Annotated in this window: 16 protein-coding genes; 10 read left to right on the forward strand and 6 right to left on the reverse strand. The window is 64.0% G+C overall.

From position 1 onward, the window contains the following. Positions 1-7 precede the first annotated feature (7 nt). Together lolD and KVG96_RS06380 are read left to right on the forward strand one after the other, a co-directional pair. Positions 8-691 (forward strand): lipoprotein-releasing ABC transporter ATP-binding protein LolD, encoded by a 684-nt coding sequence (gene lolD / locus KVG96_RS06375; protein ID WP_170930074.1) that lies wholly within the window; start codon positions 8-10, stop codon positions 689-691. Positions 692-753: 62 nt separating this feature from the next. Further along, positions 754-1,998, forward strand: coding sequence for a lipoprotein-releasing ABC transporter permease subunit (locus KVG96_RS06380; RefSeq protein WP_217891263.1), 1,245 nt, complete (start codon positions 754-756; stop codon positions 1,996-1,998). An 85-nt stretch (positions 1,999-2,083) separates the two neighbouring features. On the opposite strand, the gene KVG96_RS06385 is transcribed toward KVG96_RS06380, so the two are convergent. Both KVG96_RS06385 and KVG96_RS06390 read right to left on the reverse strand, forming a co-directional pair. Next, complete coding sequence (locus KVG96_RS06385) at positions 2,084-3,433, reverse strand: heavy metal sensor histidine kinase (protein WP_217891264.1); 1,350 nt, start codon at positions 3,431-3,433, stop codon at positions 2,084-2,086. Next, positions 3,433-4,113 carry a heavy metal response regulator transcription factor gene (locus tag KVG96_RS06390; RefSeq protein WP_085584523.1) on the reverse strand — a complete coding sequence of 227 codons (681 nt, stop codon included), beginning with the start codon at positions 4,111-4,113 and terminating at the stop codon, positions 3,433-3,435. Before KVG96_RS06390 ends, KVG96_RS06385 begins: the two co-directional genes overlap by 1 nt. 154 nt (positions 4,114-4,267) lie before the next feature. Here KVG96_RS06390 and copI point away from each other — a divergent pair, with 154 nt between their 5' ends. Together copI and queF are read left to right on the forward strand one after the other, a co-directional pair. Then, positions 4,268-4,831 (forward strand): copper-resistant cuproprotein CopI, encoded by a 564-nt coding sequence (gene copI, locus KVG96_RS06395; RefSeq protein WP_217891265.1) that lies wholly within the window; start codon positions 4,268-4,270, stop codon positions 4,829-4,831. Between the two features lie 61 nt (positions 4,832-4,892). After that, entirely contained in the window at positions 4,893-5,723 is an 831-nt protein-coding gene (gene queF, locus KVG96_RS06400) for an NADPH-dependent 7-cyano-7-deazaguanine reductase QueF (protein ID WP_217891266.1), read from the forward strand. 126 nt (positions 5,724-5,849) lie between these two features. On the opposite strand, the gene KVG96_RS06405 is transcribed toward queF, so the two are convergent. Together KVG96_RS06405 and pcrP are read right to left on the reverse strand one after the other, a co-directional pair. Then, positions 5,850-6,113: a DUF4404 family protein gene (locus KVG96_RS06405; RefSeq protein WP_217891267.1), complete on the reverse strand. Its 264-nt coding sequence runs from the start codon at positions 6,111-6,113 to the stop codon at positions 5,850-5,852. A 108-nt stretch (positions 6,114-6,221) separates the two neighbouring features. Further along, positions 6,222-6,839: an HAD superfamily inactivated hydrolase PcrP gene (gene pcrP / locus KVG96_RS06410; protein WP_217891268.1), complete on the reverse strand. Its 618-nt coding sequence runs from the start codon at positions 6,837-6,839 to the stop codon at positions 6,222-6,224. Between the two features lie 197 nt (positions 6,840-7,036). Here pcrP and KVG96_RS06415 point away from each other — a divergent pair, with 197 nt between their 5' ends. The 3 genes from KVG96_RS06415 (at position 7,037) to rssC (ending at position 9,720) form a co-directional block, all read left to right on the forward strand. Beyond that, entirely contained in the window at positions 7,037-7,726 is a 690-nt protein-coding gene (locus KVG96_RS06415) for an MlaA family lipoprotein (protein ID WP_217891269.1), read from the forward strand. A gap of 330 nt (positions 7,727-8,056) precedes the next feature. Further along, positions 8,057-9,241 (forward strand): two-component system response regulator RssB, encoded by a 1,185-nt coding sequence (gene rssB, locus KVG96_RS06420; RefSeq protein WP_085640694.1) that lies wholly within the window; start codon positions 8,057-8,059, stop codon positions 9,239-9,241. After that, the gene (rssC, locus tag KVG96_RS06425; RefSeq protein WP_085584507.1) at positions 9,238-9,720 is read left to right on the forward strand and encodes an anti-sigma factor antagonist RssC; all 483 of its coding nucleotides are present in this window, start codon (positions 9,238-9,240) and stop codon (positions 9,718-9,720) included. The genes rssB and rssC overlap by 4 nt, the downstream gene beginning before the upstream one ends. 113 nt (positions 9,721-9,833) lie before the next feature. Here rssC and tal read toward each other — a convergent pair whose 3' ends face one another. After that, a complete protein-coding gene (gene tal, locus KVG96_RS06430) occupies positions 9,834-10,760 on the reverse strand; it encodes a transaldolase (RefSeq protein ID WP_217891270.1) in 927 nt (308 codons plus the stop codon). Between the two features lie 190 nt (positions 10,761-10,950). Beyond that, positions 10,951-11,898, reverse strand: a complete 948-nt coding sequence (locus KVG96_RS06435; RefSeq protein ID WP_217891271.1) for a glycosyl hydrolase family 5 — start codon at positions 11,896-11,898, stop codon at positions 10,951-10,953. A 287-nt stretch (positions 11,899-12,185) separates the two neighbouring features. Between KVG96_RS06435 and KVG96_RS06440 the strand changes: the two genes are divergently transcribed. Genes KVG96_RS06440 through KVG96_RS06450 form a run of 3 tightly spaced genes read left to right on the forward strand, consistent with a single transcriptional unit; the run spans position 12,186 to position 16,017 of the window. Beyond that, the gene (locus KVG96_RS06440) at positions 12,186-12,626 is read left to right on the forward strand and encodes a low molecular weight protein-tyrosine-phosphatase (RefSeq protein WP_217891272.1); all 441 of its coding nucleotides are present in this window, start codon (positions 12,186-12,188) and stop codon (positions 12,624-12,626) included. Positions 12,627-12,665: 39 nt separating this feature from the next. Next, positions 12,666-14,894 (forward strand): polysaccharide biosynthesis tyrosine autokinase, encoded by a 2,229-nt coding sequence (locus tag KVG96_RS06445; RefSeq protein ID WP_217891273.1) that lies wholly within the window; start codon positions 12,666-12,668, stop codon positions 14,892-14,894. 40 nt (positions 14,895-14,934) lie between these two features. Then, the gene (locus tag KVG96_RS06450) at positions 14,935-16,017 is read left to right on the forward strand and encodes a glycosyltransferase (protein WP_217891274.1); all 1,083 of its coding nucleotides are present in this window, start codon (positions 14,935-14,937) and stop codon (positions 16,015-16,017) included. Positions 16,018-16,020: the final 3 nt, after the last annotated feature.

Below are 16,020 nucleotides of genomic sequence, written 5' to 3' on the forward strand. Positions count from 1 at the left end.
GTCGGGCATGAGTCAAAAAGCGATCTTGAGCTGCCGCAGCCTGGGCAAATCCTACGAGGAAGGCCCGGAGTCGGTGGAAGTGTTGGCCAATCTGCAGCTGGAGCTGTTCCCCGGCGAACGGGTGGCCATCGTCGGTACGTCGGGTTCGGGCAAGAGTACCTTGCTCAACCTGCTGGGCGGCCTCGACACGCCGACCAAGGGCAGCGTCTGGCTCGCCGGCGAAGAGCTCTCGGCGCTGAGCGAGAAGGGCCGCGGCCAGTTGCGCAACCGCGCGCTGGGTTTCGTGTACCAGTTCCACCACCTGCTGCCGGAGTTCACCGCGCTGGAGAACGTCTGCATGCCGCTGCTGATCGGCAAGACGCCGATCCCGGAGGCCCGTCAGCGCGCGACGGCGCTGCTGGAGCGGGTCGGCCTGGCCCATCGTCTGGAGCACAAGCCGGCCGAGCTGTCCGGCGGCGAGCGTCAGCGTGTGGCGATCGCCCGCGCACTGGTGAACAAACCGGGGCTGGTGATGCTCGACGAGCCGACCGGCAACCTCGACTCCCACACCGCCCAGGGCATTCAGGACCTGATGCTTGAGCTCAGCACCTCGATGCGCACGGCGTTCCTGGTGGTGACCCATGACATGAACCTGGCCCGCCAGATGGATCGCGTCCTGCACTTGCAGGAAGGTTGCCTGACCCCCATCTGACGCCTGCAGCCCGATGCCTGCGAAGGCGTCGGGCCTTTTATTTCCAAACGGTGCCCCAGCGAATGTTCAGACCGTTATCGATCTTCATCGGCGCGCGCTACACCCGTGCCAAGCGCCGCAACCGCTTTGTTTCGTTCATCTCGATGACCTCGATGATCGGGCTCGCCCTCGGCGTGCTGGCGATGATCGTGGTGCTGTCGGTGATGAACGGCTTCCAGCGCGAAATGAGCTCGCGCATCCTCGGCATGGTGCCCCATGCGACCATCGTCGGCGTCAATCCCATCGACGACTGGCAACCGGTGGCCGCCGCCGCGCTGAAGAACCCTGAAGTCACCGCCGCCGTGCCGTTCACCGAAATGGAAGGCATGCTTTCCTACAAGGGGATGATGCAGCCGATCCAGATCAGCGGCGTCGATCCGGCGCAGGAAGGCAAGGTGTCGATCGTCGCGCAGCACATCGTGCAGGGCCGGCTCGATGCCTTGAAGCCGGGCGAGTTCGGCGTGGTGCTCGGCGAAATCACTGCGCGGCGCTTTCGCCTGAACGTCGGCGACAAGATCACCCTGATCGTGCCGGAAGTCAGCACCGCGCCCGGCGGCATCACCCCGCGCATGCAGCGCCTGAACGTGGTGGGGGTGTTCAAGGTCGGCGCCGAGCTGGACGGCTCCATGGGCCTGATCCACGTGGCCGACGCCGCGCAGATGCAGCACTGGGAGCCGAACCAGGTGCAGAGCGTGCGCCTGGCGGTGAAGGACCTGTACGCCGCGCCGAAGGTCTCCTCCGACATCGCGACGGGCCTGGGCGCCGGCTACAAGGCCGACGACTGGACCCACACCCAGGGCAGCCTGTTCAGCGCGATGAAAATGGAAAAGACCATGATCGGCCTGCTGTTGCTGATGATCGTCGCGGTGGCGGCGTTCAACATCATCGCGACCCTGATCATGGTGGTGAACGACAAGGGTGCGGACATCGCCATCCTGCGCACCATCGGCGCCACGCCCCGGCAGATCATGGCGATCTTCATGGTGCAGGGCACGGTGATCGGGATCGTCGGCACCCTGATCGGTGGCGTGCTCGGTGTCATCGCCGCGCTGAACGTCAGCGAGATGGTGGGCTGGATCGAACGGGTCACCGGCCAGCACATCTTCAGTTCGGACGTGTACTTCGTCAGCAACCTGCCGTCGGAGCTGCAAGGCGGCGACGTGCTGCTGATCTGCTCGGCGGGCTTCGTCATGAGCTTCCTGGCCACCGTGTACCCGGCGTGGCGGGCGGCGAAGGTCGAGCCGGCGCAGGCCTTGAGATACTCCTGAGCCTCAGGAATGCGGCTCCCACATTGGATCTGTGTCATCCATTCCCTGTGGGGGCCTGCTGGCGATGAGGCCATGACGGCCGGCCTCAATCCTCCCTTGGCAACTCGATCACAAACCGCGTCCACCCCTGGGCCGATTCGCAATGAATCTGCCCGCCATGGGCGCGGACGATGGATTGGGTGATCGCCAATCCCAACCCGGCATGCTCCTGGTTGCCTTCCTGGCGGGCCGGATCGGCCCGGTAGAAACGGTCGAACAGGCGCGGCAGCAGCTGCGCCGAAATCCCTTCACCCGTGTTTTCCACGCTCACCCTCAATGACTTCGGCTGCTCGGCGATCAGCAAGCGCACCTGGCCCTCGGCCGGGGTGAAGCGCAAGGCGTTGTCCAGCAGGTTCGACAAGGCCCGGCGCAGCATGCCGCGGTCGCCGTCCAGGCGCCCGTGGCCTTCGCGGCTGAGCGTCACGCCGGCGTCTTCGGCCAGCGGCGCGAAGAACTCCAGCAGTGTGTCGGTCTCGTCGGCCAGTTCCAGCGGCTCGCGCGAGGGCATCAGCAAGCCGTGGTCGGCCTTGGCCAGGTACAGCATGTCGTTGACCAGTTGCGCCATCCATTGCAGCTCCTCGAGGTTGCTGTGCAGGGCTTCGCGGTAGTCTTCCATGGCGCGCGGGCGGGTGAGGGTGACCTGGGTGTGGGTCAGCAGGTTCGACAGCGGCGTGCGCAGTTCATGGGCGATGTCGGCGGAGAACGCCGAAAGCCGCTGAAAGGCGTCGTCCAGACGGCCGAGCATGGCGTTGAAGCTTTGCGCCAGTTCCGCCAGTTCCGGCGGCATCTGCTCCTGGGGCAGCCGTGCGTTGAGCGATTGCGCCGAGACGCCGCGCGCCACCGCGCTCATGCGCCGCAGCGGGCGCAGGCCGCTGCGGGCGGCCCAGGCGCCGAGCAGCGCAGTGGCCAGCGCCGACAGGCCGACGGTCAGCCAGATCAGGTGCTGCATGCGTTGCAGGAAGTGCTGGTGATGGGTGATGTCCAGCAACAGGGTCAGTTGCGGCGAATCGGCCTTGTCCGGATAGAGCGCCGCGTTCAGCACCCGGTAATCGGTGCCCTCGTCGCTGACGGTGGACAGGCCGTTCGCCCGCGGCAGTTCCCCGGGCAACCGGTCCGAACTGTCGTACCAACGCTGGCCGTCGCTGCCGCTGATGCGCAGCGACAGGTCGGCCTGTCGGCTCAGCTCGTCGGCCAGCCGCGCCTGGCGTTGATGATCCGGCACATCCTGCAGGGCCCGGCGCAGGCCAATGAGCTTGCTGTCGAGCAACTGCTGGTCCAGCTCAATGAAATGCGCCTCGCTGGCACGGCTGAACAGCACGCCGGCCACCAGCGACACTGCGGCGGTGCAGGCGGCGAACAGCAAGGCCAGGCGCCCGCTCAAGGAAAGCCTGCGCATCAGTCGGCCCGCTCTTCGAGGACATAACCCATGCCGCGCACGGTGTGGATCAGTTTGTTGGGGAAATCGTCGTCGATCTTCAGGCGCAGCCGCCTGATCGCCACTTCGATCACGTTGGTGTCGCTGTCGAAGTTCATGTCCCAGACCTGCGAGGCGATCAAGGATTTGGGCAACACTTCGCCCTGGCGGCGCAGGAGCATTTCCAGCAGGGCGAACTCCTTGGCCGTGAGGTCGATGCGCTGGCCGCTGCGCTCGACCCGGCGGCGGATCAGGTCCAGGCGCAGGTCCGCCAGTTGCAGGCTGGTTTCCTGGGGCGTGGCGCTGCCGCGCCGTAGCAGGCTGCGCACCCGGGCGAGCAGCTCGGAGAAGGCGAACGGCTTGACCAGGTAATCGTCGGCGCCCAGTTCCAGGCCGTGCACCCGGTCCTCCACCGCGTCCTTGGCGGTCAGGAACAGCACCGGCGTATCCAGGCCGGCGCCGCGCACCGCTTGCAGGATCTGCCAGCCGTCCCGGCCGGGCAGCATCACGTCGAGGATCAGCAAGGCATAGTCGCCGCTCAGCGCCAGTTGCTGGCCGCTGTTGCCGTCGGCCACAAGCTCGGTGTTGAACCCCGCCTCGGTCAGGCCCTGGCGCAAGTAATGACCGGTTTTCGGTTGGTCTTCGACGATCAGCAGTTTCATGGGGCGGCTCGGGTGGAGGTTTCGGGGCGTTATACCGTGGACGGTCGCCACGCAGGCCAACCTGACAAAGTTGTAATCTGCCTGTCAGGTTCGCGCCAGCGCAGGCGGGCTAGAGTTTCCCACAGGCTGAACCTTTCTTTGTTGGAGTACGACCATGTTTTTGCGCAACCGTCTGACCGTCGCCGCCTGCCTGCTGGCGCTGAGTTCGCCTCTGTGGGCGGCTGGGGCGCACACCTACGAATTCGGCCAGCCGGCCCCGGCGGCCAAGGCAAGCCGCAGCATCGAAGTGGTGATGGGCGACATGTCGTTCGATCCGAAGGCCATCGAGGTCAAGGCCGGCGAGACCGTTCGTTTCGTGCTGGTGAACAAGGGACAACTGCTGCACGAATTCAACCTGGGCGATGCGGCGATGCATGCCAGCCATCAGCAGGAAATGTTGCAGATGCAGCAAAGCGGCATGCTCACGCCCACCGGCATGAAGGACATGTCCCACGACATGGCCGGCATGGACCACAGCGCGATGGGCCACGATGCCATGGCGATGGACGCGATGAAGCCGGGCATGAAGCACGACGACCCCAACAGCGTGCTGGTGGAACCCGGCAAGACCGCCGAGTTGACCTGGACGTTCAGCAAGGCCGTCAATCTGGAGTTCGCGTGCAACATCCCCGGCCATTATCAGGCCGGCATGGTCGGCAAACTGACGGTCAGTCAGTAAGCACTCAAAGGCGGGAGCAAAGGCTGGTAGAATCCGCTGATTCTTCAGTCAGGTTTCCGCCATGCATCCCGCAGCCGAACATTCGCCGCTGGGCAAATCCAGCGAATACATCGCCACCTACACGCCGTCCCTGCTGTTTCCGATCCCGCGTACCGCCAAATGGGCGGAACTGGGGCTGAGCGCAGACACCCTGCCGTACAAGGGCGTGGATTTCTGGAACTGCTTCGAGCTGTCGTGGCTGCTGCCGTCGGGCAAGCCGGTGGTGGCGATCGGCGAGTTCAGCATTCCGGCGGATTCGCCGAACATCATCGAGTCCAAGTCGTTCAAGCTGTACCTGAACTCCCTGAACCAGACGCCGTTCGCCGACACCGCGAGCCTGGAAGCGACGCTGGTCAAGGACCTGTCCGCCGCAGCCGGCAAGCCGGTGGGCGTGCGGATCCGCAGCCTGAAGGACGTCGAGGCCGAGGGCGTGACGGCGCTGCCGGGGGTGTGCATCGACGACCTGGACATCCGTGTCAGCCAATATGAGCACCCGCGCCCTGAGCTGCTGCGTTGCGACGCTTCGCGAGTGGTGGAGGAGAGCGTGCACAGCCACCTGCTCAAGTCCAACTGCCCGGTGACCAGCCAGCCGGACTGGGGCAGCGTGGTGGTGGAGTACCGTGGCGCGGCGCTGGACCATTCGAGCCTGCTGGAATACATCGTCAGTTTCCGCCAGCACTCGGACTTCCACGAGCAGTGCGTGGAGCGGATCTTCCTCGACCTGCAACGGTTGCTCAAGCCAGAGAAACTGACCGTCTATGCGCGCTACGTGCGCCGCGGCGGCCTGGACATCAACCCGTACCGCAGCACGGAAAGCGTGCAGTTGCCGAACCTGCGCCTGGTTCGTCAGTAAAGTCTTGCACCACAGGTGGTGTCCTCGCCGGCCTCATCGCCAGCCCGCTGGCGATGAGGCCCGTGAAGGTTCGGACATGAAAAAGCCCTGCCGGCGACGGCAGGGCTTTTTTGCGTGTGCAGGGGTTCAGATGCCCATGCTGACCAGAGAGTTCATGATGTTGCGCAAGGTGCCGGCGATGGCGGGGTGTTCGACCTCGAAGCGTTCGACCGCGAGGTTCACGCCATCGGCGATGTTGGTGTCTTGGGTGGATTGCTCCAGTTTGAGCTCGGATTCGATCTGCGCCATGAGTTGGTGCAGATGCTCGCGCTCGGCGTCGGACAGCGGCGGATTCTGTTCCAGTTGCTCGCGCAGGGTGTTGAGCTGTTCTTGCAGTTCGCGGGCGGGCATGGCGGTTTCCTTTTGTCGGGAGGCACTGGCATAGACCGCAGCCGGGCGCCAAAGGTCTATGGCTCCCCTTAAGACTAATCCACTCTCGGGCCGCCTGCATGATCCCGGTCAGGGCTTCTCGCCTTTGAGCCTGCGCAGGCTGATGTCGGCCAGGCACGTGTCGAGCTCGCCCAGATGGTCGATCACCGAGTGCACACCCAGGCCGTACAGCTGCAGCGTCGCCTTGCCGCGCAACTGTTCGCGCTCCTTCTGCTCCAGGGCGTGCCATTGCTCCGGCGACAAGCCGCAGAGCGGGCCGCAGGAGGCCAGCCCGATGGTCCAGAGCCCGGCGTTCAGGCCCGATTGCAGCAGGCGCGGTTCGCCGCTGACCAGCACGCAGCCGTCGAGCCGTTCGACGTTCAGGGACATCAGCGCTTGCCAGCAGGCGCCCGGGGCCGGCCATGGATTGATTGTTGCCGAATATTGCGACGGCTGGATCCACGACGGCAACGCGGCGGTCAGGGGGTGGGCGAGGGCGGGCGGCAGTTCGTCGAGCCAGGCGCAGGGGATCTGCTGGCGCTGCAGGCTGTTCAGGCTGTCCAGGGCGCCGGGGGTGGCCTGGGTGTGTTCCTGCAGGACTTCGCCGTGGCGGGCGCGGGCGCCGAAATCCACCAGGCAGCCGCTGAGCCCGAACAGCACGGCGGTCAGGTTGGAGGCGCTGAGGGGCAAGGTTTCGGCGTGCGGCATGAAAACGTCCCTGAAATAGCGAGAGGCTAGGGCAGGCCGGTGACAGTTGGATGACAGGTTGGTGAAAGCGGCCGTAGGAGATGTCGCACGTTGTCTGCGCGACGGCCTGCCCAAAGCGGCTTTTGCGCTTATACTAGCGCCCATATCGCCGGGGCGGATTCGTCCTGCGCCAGTCCCCATCCAAGGAGTTTCTTTTTATGCGCTGGAGCAATCCTCTCGCTCAGATCTGTGTATGTGCCGGTGTGTTGCTGGCCCCGTTCGCCGCCCAGGCCGCGACGGAAGAAGACCCTTGGGAAAGCGTCAACCGTCCGATCTTCCAGTTCAACGATTTCGTCGACACCTACGCACTCAAGCCACTGGCGCAGGGCTATGAATACGTGACGCCGCAGTTCCTCGAGGACGGCATCCACAACATGTTCCGCAACGTCGGCGACGTCACCAACTTCGCCAACAACATCCTGCAGGCCAAGCCGGCCGCCGCCGGCGTCGATGCGGCACGCCTGATCTTCAACACCACCTTCGGCCTGCTCGGCTTCTTCGACGTCGGCACCAAGATGGGCCTGCAGCGCAGCGACGAAGACTTCGGCCAGACCCTCGGCTACTGGGGCGTGGGCAGCGGCCCGTACGTGATGCTGCCGCTGCTGGGCCCTAGCACCCTGCGCGACGCGCCGTCGAAGTACGTCGACAGCTACACCGGCCCTTACCGCTACATCAACGACGTGCCGGTGCGCAACTCGATCTTCGGCCTGAACATCGTCGACACCCGCGCCAGCCTGCTCTCCAGCGAGAAGCTGATCAGCGGCGACAAGTACACCTTCATCCGCAACGCCTATCTGCAGAACCGCGAGTTCAAGGTCAAGGACGGCCACGTCGAAGACGATTTCTGATCGCCTGCGGCGATCGCCGGACACCGAAGGCGGCCATCAGGCCGCCTTTTTTCATGGCGGCGACCTTCCAACGGGTTACGGATTGATGGGTTCTTATAACTCTCTGTGATTTGACAAACAAAGTCGTCAGGTGGCGATCGGCGCATGCTTGAAACGCCCCGCGGATGGGAGTACCGTCTGCGCCTTAGAAGGGCACCTCTGGTGTGATCGCGTTCGGGACCGTTGTCCGCAAGCGCCGCAGCAGAGAGGCTAGAAAGCGAATCCAGTAGTCTGCGCCGGGCCTGTCGCCCCGCCTGCTACGCCAACCCCATTCTGGCGCCGTTTGCCCACATGCCAAAAACCAGTGCCACGCTGCTGATAATCGATGATGACGAAGTAGTGCGCGCGAGCCTCGCGGCCTATTTGGAAGACAGTGGTTTCAGCGTCCTGCAGGCCGGCAACGGTCAGCAGGGACTTCAGGTATTCGAGCAAGACAAGCCCGATCTGGTCATCTGCGATCTGCGCATGCCGCAGATGGGCGGTCTCGAACTCATCCGTCAGGTCACCGAACGCTCGCCGCAGACGCCGGTGATCGTGGTGTCGGGTGCCGGCGTGATGAACGATGCGGTGGAGGCCCTGCGCCTCGGTGCCGCCGATTACCTGATCAAGCCCCTCGAAGACCTGGCCGTGCTCGAGCACTCCGTGCGCCGGGCCCTGGATCGTGCACGGCTGCTGCTGGAGAACCAGCGCTACCGCGAGAAGCTCGAAAAGGCCAACCGTGAGCTCGAAGCCAGCCTGAACCTGCTTCAGGAAGACCAGAACGCCGGGCGCCAGGTGCAGATGAACATGCTCCCGGTCAGCCCCTGGAGCGTCGACGAGCTGCGCTTCGAGCACCAGATCATCCCGTCCCTGTACCTGTCCGGCGATTTCGTCGACTACTTCCGGGTCGATGACCATCGGGTGGCGTTCTACCTGGCGGACGTCTCGGGCCACGGCGCTTCCTCCGCGTTCGTGACCGTGCTGCTGAAGTTCATGACCACGCGCCTGCTGTTCGAGTCCAAGCGCAACGGCACATTGCCGGAGTTCAAGCCGTCGGAAGTCCTGGGCCATATCAACCGGGGACTGATCAGCTGTAAGCTGGGCAAGCATGTCACGATGGTCGGTGGCGTCATCGACGAGGAGACCGGTTTGTTGACCTATAGCATCGGCGGCCATCTGCCGTTGCCTGTGCTGTACACGCCTGAGGGCGTGCGCTACCTCGAGGGCCGCGGGCTGCCCGTGGGGCTCTTCAACGAGGCCACCTACGAGGATCACGTGCTGGAGCTGCCGCCGACGTTCAGCCTGACGCTGATGTCTGATGGCATTCTGGATCTTTTGCCAGAGCCCACACTCAAAGAAAAAGAAGCCGCCTTGCCCCAACGGGTCAAGACGGCGGGCGGCAGCCTGGATGGTCTGCGCCAGGTGTTTGGATTGGCCACGCTCGGGGAGATGCCGGATGATATCGCCCTGTTGGTGTTGAGCAGGAACCTTCAATGAGTACCGGTAGAATCCAGTTCGCCGAGCAGGACGGCACCTTTGTCCTGAAGTTCGTCGGTGAAGTACGCCTGACCCTGTGTTCGGCGTTGGATGCGACTATTGAGAAAATCTTCACCGCGTTGAACTTCAACGCGATCGTGATCGATTTGACCGAAACCCGCAGCATCGACAGCACCACCCTGGGCCTGTTGGCCAAGCTGTCCATCCTGTCGCGGCAGAAGGTCGGCCTGTTGCCGACCGTCGTCACCACCCACGATGACATCACCCGTCTGCTGCAGTCGATGGGCTTCGAGCAGGTGTTCAACATCGTCAACCACCCTGTGCCGTGTCCGGAGTGTCTCGACGACCTGCCGGACCAGGACCAGTCGGAGGAAGTGGTGCGGATCAAGGTGCTCGAGGCGCACAAGATCCTCATGGGGCTGAACGAGTCCAACCGTGAGGCGTTCCATGACCTGGTGAACGCGCTCGAGCGGCATTGACCGTCCCGGCGGCGGGGCCGCTAACAGCCAGGCGGGAGCAAGCTCCCTCGCCAGATGAATGAAAAAGGGCGAACCTGTGAGGGTTCGCCCTTTTTGCGTTGGCCGTCAGCCGGTCACAGCTTGGCTTTGAGCAGCGCTTCGAGCTTTTCCTGGTCGCGGGCGAACTGGCGGATGCCTTCGGCCAGTTTCTCGGTGGCCATCGCGTCTTCGTTGGACAGCCAGCGGAACTGCGCTTCGTTCAGCGGCAGACGGGCCTCGCCGGTGTGGCCCGGCGCCAGTTTGCGCTCCAGCTTGCCGGTGTCCGCCGCCAGCTTGTCGATCAGGTCGGGGCTGATGGTCAGGCGGTCGCAGCCGGCCAGCTGTTCGATCTGGCTCAGGTTGCGGAAGCTGGCGCCCATGACCACGGTCTTGTAGCCGTTGGCCTTGTAGTAGTTGTAGATGCGGGTCACCGACTGCACGCCCGGATCGTCGGCGCCGGTGTACTCGTTGCCGTTGGCCTTCTTGTACCAGTCGTAGATACGGCCCACGAACGGCGAAATCAGGAACACGCCGGCATCGGCGCAGGCGGCGGCCTGGGCGAAGGAGAACAGCAGGGTCAGGTTGGTCTGGATGCCTTCCTTCTCCAGGATCTCGGCGGCGCGGATGCCTTCCCAGGTGGAGGCGATCTTGATCAGCACGCGGTCGCGGCCGATGCCGGCCTTGTCGTACAGCTCGATCAGGCGGTGCGCACGCTTGAGCATGGCGTCCTGGTCGAACGACAGGCGCGCATCCACTTCGGTGGAGATGCGCCCGGGGATCACTTTCAGGATTTCCTGGCCCACCGCGACGCCGAAGCGGTCGCTGGCCAGGCCCACGTCGCCCTTGCAGTCGCTGACGCTGGCGTTCAGCAGCTCGGCGTAGGCCGCAATGGCGGCCGCCTTGAGCAGCAGGGAAGGGTTGGTGGTCGCATCGACCGGTTTGACCCGGGCAATGGCTTCGAAGTCGCCGGTGTCGGCAACGACGGTGGTGAATTGTTTCAGTTGTTCCAGCTTGGAAGTCATGAGCGTGCTCTGTCCTAGGGGTCTGATGACATTACCCGAGCGCTGACAGCCGCTCAAGGGCATGAACGCGGATCGGCGGCCCCCGAGGCAACAACCTGAAAACGGCTGTTTGAAAGGCGGGGGCGCGGTGTCGATGGATTCGATGGCGAAAGCGGCCGCAGGTTCAAAGCGACGGATGGGTGGAGGGCGGCTATTGGGCGTTCAGTTGCGTGCGGGCCGTCAGTTGCGCCGGTTTCGGCTGGCCGTCGGAGGTCAGCAGGCCGAAGTTGCGTTCCCGGTCGTTGCTGCCCGAATCGCTGTTTTTCCATTCATAGATCGAGGTCAACGGGATGTTGAGCCGTTTGACGTCGCCGATGAACGCGCCGATCTTGCTGGCCTGGCCCTCGGGGCCGCCGTTGGAGCCGAGCGCCGAGATGCCCCACTCGCTGATGACCCCTGGCAAGTGGAAGTTCTGCTGGATGAACGCCTGGGCATTGCCGATCTGCGCGGCGGTCATGCCGTAGGGGTGATAGGACACCGCGTCCAGGCAGTCGGGGTAGGCGCTGACGATGCTGTTCAGCGCAACGGCCGAAGCCGACCCTGCGCTCGGCGGCCGGGCGAAGCCGAAGCCGATCAGGGGCGTGGAGGAGGTTTTGCCTCGCAGCGACTGGCACATGCCTTTCATGAACGGCGCGAAGGTCGTGTCGAAGTTGCCGGTCGGCCAGTACGTGGCCAGATCCGGTTCGTTCCAGACTTCGATGGCCACCAACTGCGTGCGGTAGGACGCCTCCAGGCTCGTCACCGCGCCGGCGAACGCTTCGCCCGCCGCCGCAGGCTCTGCGCTGAGGGGGCGGGTGGCGCGCACGGTCATCAGCACCGGCAACCCGGCTGCCCGGGCCACGGCGAAGGCGTCGCTGATCTGCCGCTGATAGGCCGGGTCACCCAGGCTGTCGCTCCAGACGCCCAGGCGCACGAAGCTGAAGCCCGCCGCCTTGATCTGGGCGGCGTCGGCGGAAGAGAAGTTCTGGATCTTGACCTGTACCCCGATGGTCCTGGTGCCGGTCAGGGCCGGAAACAATTCGCTGGCGTGGGCCTGGCCGGCGGCGCCGAGCAGCAAGCAGGCCAGGGCGCCGAGCCGTTTGAGATGTGCTGAATACATGTCTGCTCTCCTGATGAGAAATGACACTAGCAATCGTTGTTTGCCTTATCTGTTTCGATAGGCGCAAGTGCGCGAAGTGCACGGATGTTATTTTTTGTCAGGAAACGACTTGTGAAAATCACAGTTATTTTTGGTCCGGCAATTCTGGTTGGGGGACTTTCCAGCGGCGTGGTACTTAATGCACTCAATTAACAGGGCGAATCTATTTCTGAACGCAGGAATGTCTCGTGGGTTCATTAAGATTGCGAGAAGTATTGGCAGAATGATATTACACAGGAAAGTAAACCTTGTTCAAAAAGATCCTTGTCGTCTGCGTGGGCAACATCTGCCGAAGTCCGACAGCCGAACTCTTGTTGCGTGATGCGCTGGCCCCTGCGGGCGTCACGGTCGCGTCCGCCGGGCTGTCCGCCCGGGTCGGCGAAGCCATGGAAGCGTCCGCGCGCCAGGTGGTCGAGGAGCACGGCCACAGCGCCGAAGGTTTCCGGGCGCGGCAGATCACGTCGGATATCGTCAATGATTCCGACTTGATCCTGGTCATGGAAAAAGAACATGTAAAACAAGTATTGAAGATCGCGTCCCACGCCAGGGGCAAAGTGTTCCTGCTCGGCAAGTGGCAAAGCGAGCGGGAAATACCGGATCCGTACCGTCAGGGAAAGGCCGCTTTTATTCATGCGCATGCATTGATTGAAGATGCTGTTTGCTCTTGGGCGCAACGCCTCGGGCGTTGATGAATATTCTTCAGTTCAGTGAATGGTAAGAACAGACTTATGCAGTTACCGTCAGTAGTCGGCACCCGGGACAATGAGCAAGACAGCATTGATATCCTCGGCATCTTTGGCTCGTTGATCGACCGCAAATGGTTGATCGGCGCCTTCACCGGCGCCTTCATGATGGCCGGCGTGGCCTACGCCGTGCTGTCGACGCCGGTGTACCTGGCGAACGCGCTGGTCCAGGTCGAACCGAAAAAGAACGACATGCTCGGATTTTCCGACCTGAGCAGCATGCTGGGCGGGCAGTCGCCGTCGGTGACCGAGATCGGCATCATCAAGTCCCGCGCAGTGATCGGCCGCACCGTCGATGACCTGCGCCTGGACATCGACGTCACGCCCAACACCTTCCCGGTGATCGGCGGCTTCCTGGCCCGGCGCTATCGGGGCGACAGCGAAGACAGCGTCTCGCGCCCGCGCTTCGGCCTCAACAGCTACGCCTGGGGCGGCGAGCGCCTGGACATCGAACGTCTCGACCTGCCCAAGGAACTGCTGGGCAAGAAACTCACCCTGATCGCGGGCGAGCGGCACCGCTTCCAGCTGTTGGACGAAAACGACAACCTGCTGGCCGAAGGCGTGGCCGGCAGCGCCTTCGACCAGGACGGCGTCGCCGGGCTGATCGGACGGCTGCAGGCCAACCCCGGCACCCGCTTCGAGGTGGTGCGCAACCCGCGCATCGTCACGATCCAGAGCTACCAGGACGCGCTGGACATCGCCGAGCAAGGCAAGGAGTCGGGCATCATCCGCCTGGCCCTGGCCAGCAGCGATGCGCCCGAGGCGGTGAGGATCCTCAACAAGATCTCGTCGCTGTATGTGCAGCAGAACGTGCAGCGCACCTCGGCCGAAGCGGCGCAGAGCCTGAACTTCCTCCAGGGCCAACTGCCCCAGGTCAAACGCGACCTGGCCAAGGCCAGCGAAGCGCTCAACGCCTACCAGACCCGCGGCAAGACCGTGAACATTTCCCTGGAGACCCAGTCGGTGCTGGGCCAGGCCGTCGGCCTGGACACCAAGATCTCCGAGCTGAAGATGCAGCAGGCGGAGATGGACCGCAAGTTCACCAAGCAGCACCCGGCCTACCGCGCCCTGATGACCCAGATCGCTGAGCTGACCCAGCAGCAGCGCTCGCTGGAGAGCAAGGTGCAGGACCTGCCGGCCACCCAGCAGGAACTGCTGAACCTGACCCGCGACGTGGAAGTGGCCTCGCAGATCTACACGCAATTGCTGAACAAGGCCCAGGAGCTGGACATTGTCCGCGCCGGGGCGGTGGGCAACGTGCGGCTGGTGGATCCGGCGGACGTGGACATGACCAACCCGATCAAGCCGCGCAAGGCCCTGATCGTGCTGATCGCCACGTTCTTCGGTGCCTTTGCCGGCGTGGCGCTGGTGCTGGTGCGCAAGTCCATGAGCCGCGGGCTGGAAGGCCCGGAGGCCATCGAACAGCTCGGCCTGCCGGTGTACGCGTCGATTCCCTACAGCGCCTTGCAGAAGGAGGAGGACAGCAAGAAGGTCCGGGCCAAGGCGGCCGAGACCCAGCCGGCCTACCTGCTGGCCCTGCGCAACCCGACGGACCTGTCCATCGAATCGATCCGCAGCCTGCGCACCTGCCTGCACTTCGCCGGGCTGGACTCGACCAACAACCGGATCATGATCTCCGGCCCCAGCCCGCAGGTCGGCAAGACGTTCGTGTCTTCGAACCTGGCGGCGGTGATGGCGCAAAGCGGCCAGCGGGTGGTGCTGATCGACGCGGACATGCGCAAGGGGCATCTGCACAAGACGCTGAACACGCCCATCGCCAATGGCCTGTCGGACCTTTTGGTCAAGCGCTGCAGCCTCGAACAGGCGATCCACAAGATCGAGGTCGACAACCTGCACTTCATCAGCCGCGGGCAGGTGCCGCCCAATCCGTCGGAACTGCTGATGCACGCCAATTTCCGCGATCTGCTGGCCGAGCTCAGCGAGCGCTACGACGTGGTGATCATCGATACGCCGCCGCTGCTGGCCGTGACGGACGCGGCCATCGTCGGCCGCGAAGCGGGGATCAGCCTGATCGTCACCCGGTTCGCGATGAACCCGGCCAAGGAAATCGAACTGACGATCCGCCGGTTCGCCCAGAACGGCATCGAACTCAAAGGCGCGGTGTTCAACGGCGTCGAGAAGCGCGCAGCCAGTTACTACGGCAACGGTGGCTACGGTTACTACAGCTACGAATACGCGTCCGACAAGTCCTGAGTCGAGCGACGGTTCCAATTGGCAAGGAAGTGGGTGGGTTGTGAAAAAAATTCTGCACGTGGCTGAAACGATAAAAGGCGGCGTCGCGACGGTGATCCGCACGATATCGGCGTCGCCCGACGACGAAACCTCGAACTACGAACTGATCTATCTGGTGCCCAAGGACCAGAAGCAGGAACTGCACGGCATCGACGGGGGGCAGATCCGCACCTTCGAAAGGAGCGGGCGCAATGCGCTGTCGATGCTGCGCTTCGCCTGGCGGCTGATGCAGGTGATGCTCAAGGAAAAGCCTGATGTGGTGCACCTGCACAGCACCTTTTCCGGGGTGATCGGCCGTTGCGTGTGCCTGCTTCTGCGGCCCTGGCGGTCGCCGAAGGTCATCTATTGCCCCCATGCCTTTTCGTTCCTGATGGAAGGCTCGCCGGCCAAGCGCAAGCTGTATTCGCTGATCGAGCGCCTGCTGCAGAACGTCACCGACAGGATCATCTGCGTCAGCCGCTATGAGCTGGACAAGGCCGCCGCGTTCGGCATCGACCGCAAGCGCATGACCCTGATCTACAACGGCATACCGCCCAAGGATGAGGTGCCCAAGGCCGCCGGCGCGGAGCCGATCCGCTTGCTGTTCGTCGGTCGCCTCGACTACCAGAAGGGCTTCGACGTGCTGCTCAAGGCCTTTGCCGAAGTGCGCCGCACCGACCTCAAGCTCACGGTGGTGGGCAGCGCGGTCAACGAAGACGCGGCCGCGCCCCCGCCGATGGAAGGGGTCGAGTACCTGCCGTGGGTGACCCCGGCCGAAGTCCACGCCTTGTACCGCCAGGCCGATGCGCTGATCGTGCCCAGCCGCTGGGAAGGGTTCGCGATGGTGCCGCTGGAGGGCATGTCCATGGGCGTGCCGGTGATCGCCAGCGACTGCACGTCCCTGCCTGAACTGGTCACCCACGGGGTGTCCGGCTACATCTTCCCCGCCGGCGACCACCAGGCGCTGGCCGACCGCCTGATGCGGATCCACAGGCCGGGGCTGACCGCCCTGGGCCTTGAAAGCCGCCGGATCGTGCGCGAGCGCTTCAGCGCCGAGCTGATGATCCGCCAGACCTATGACGTGTATTGCGCCCCCACTTGTTAAGTA

Origin of the sequence: Pseudomonas ekonensis (genome assembly GCF_019145435.1) — a bacterium.
GTDB lineage: Bacteria > Pseudomonadota > Gammaproteobacteria > Pseudomonadales > Pseudomonadaceae > Aquipseudomonas > Aquipseudomonas ekonensis.

Bases quoted from the DNA above. Each gene is read 5' to 3' on its own strand.
- lolD (WP_170930074.1), top strand. From the start codon at position 8: ATGAGTCAAAAAGCGATCTTGAGCTGCCGCAGCCTGGGCAAATCCTAC.
- KVG96_RS06380 (WP_217891263.1), top strand. From the start codon at position 754: ATGTTCAGACCGTTATCGATCTTCATCGGCGCGCGCTACACCCGTGCC.
- KVG96_RS06385 (WP_217891264.1), bottom strand. From the start codon at position 3,433: ATGCGCAGGCTTTCCTTGAGCGGGCGCCTGGCCTTGCTGTTCGCCGCC.
- KVG96_RS06390 (WP_085584523.1), bottom strand. From the start codon at position 4,113: ATGAAACTGCTGATCGTCGAAGACCAACCGAAAACCGGTCATTACTTG.
- copI (WP_217891265.1), top strand. From the start codon at position 4,268: ATGTTTTTGCGCAACCGTCTGACCGTCGCCGCCTGCCTGCTGGCGCTG.
- queF (WP_217891266.1), top strand. From the start codon at position 4,893: ATGCATCCCGCAGCCGAACATTCGCCGCTGGGCAAATCCAGCGAATAC.
- KVG96_RS06405 (WP_217891267.1), bottom strand. From the start codon at position 6,113: ATGCCCGCCCGCGAACTGCAAGAACAGCTCAACACCCTGCGCGAGCAA.
- pcrP (WP_217891268.1), bottom strand. From the start codon at position 6,839: ATGCCGCACGCCGAAACCTTGCCCCTCAGCGCCTCCAACCTGACCGCC.
- KVG96_RS06415 (WP_217891269.1), top strand. From the start codon at position 7,037: ATGCGCTGGAGCAATCCTCTCGCTCAGATCTGTGTATGTGCCGGTGTG.
- rssB (WP_085640694.1), top strand. From the start codon at position 8,057: ATGCCAAAAACCAGTGCCACGCTGCTGATAATCGATGATGACGAAGTA.
- rssC (WP_085584507.1), top strand. From the start codon at position 9,238: ATGAGTACCGGTAGAATCCAGTTCGCCGAGCAGGACGGCACCTTTGTC.
- tal (WP_217891270.1), bottom strand. From the start codon at position 10,760: ATGACTTCCAAGCTGGAACAACTGAAACAATTCACCACCGTCGTTGCC.
- KVG96_RS06435 (WP_217891271.1), bottom strand. From the start codon at position 11,898: ATGTATTCAGCACATCTCAAACGGCTCGGCGCCCTGGCCTGCTTGCTG.
- KVG96_RS06445 (WP_217891273.1), top strand. From the start codon at position 12,666: ATGCAGTTACCGTCAGTAGTCGGCACCCGGGACAATGAGCAAGACAGC.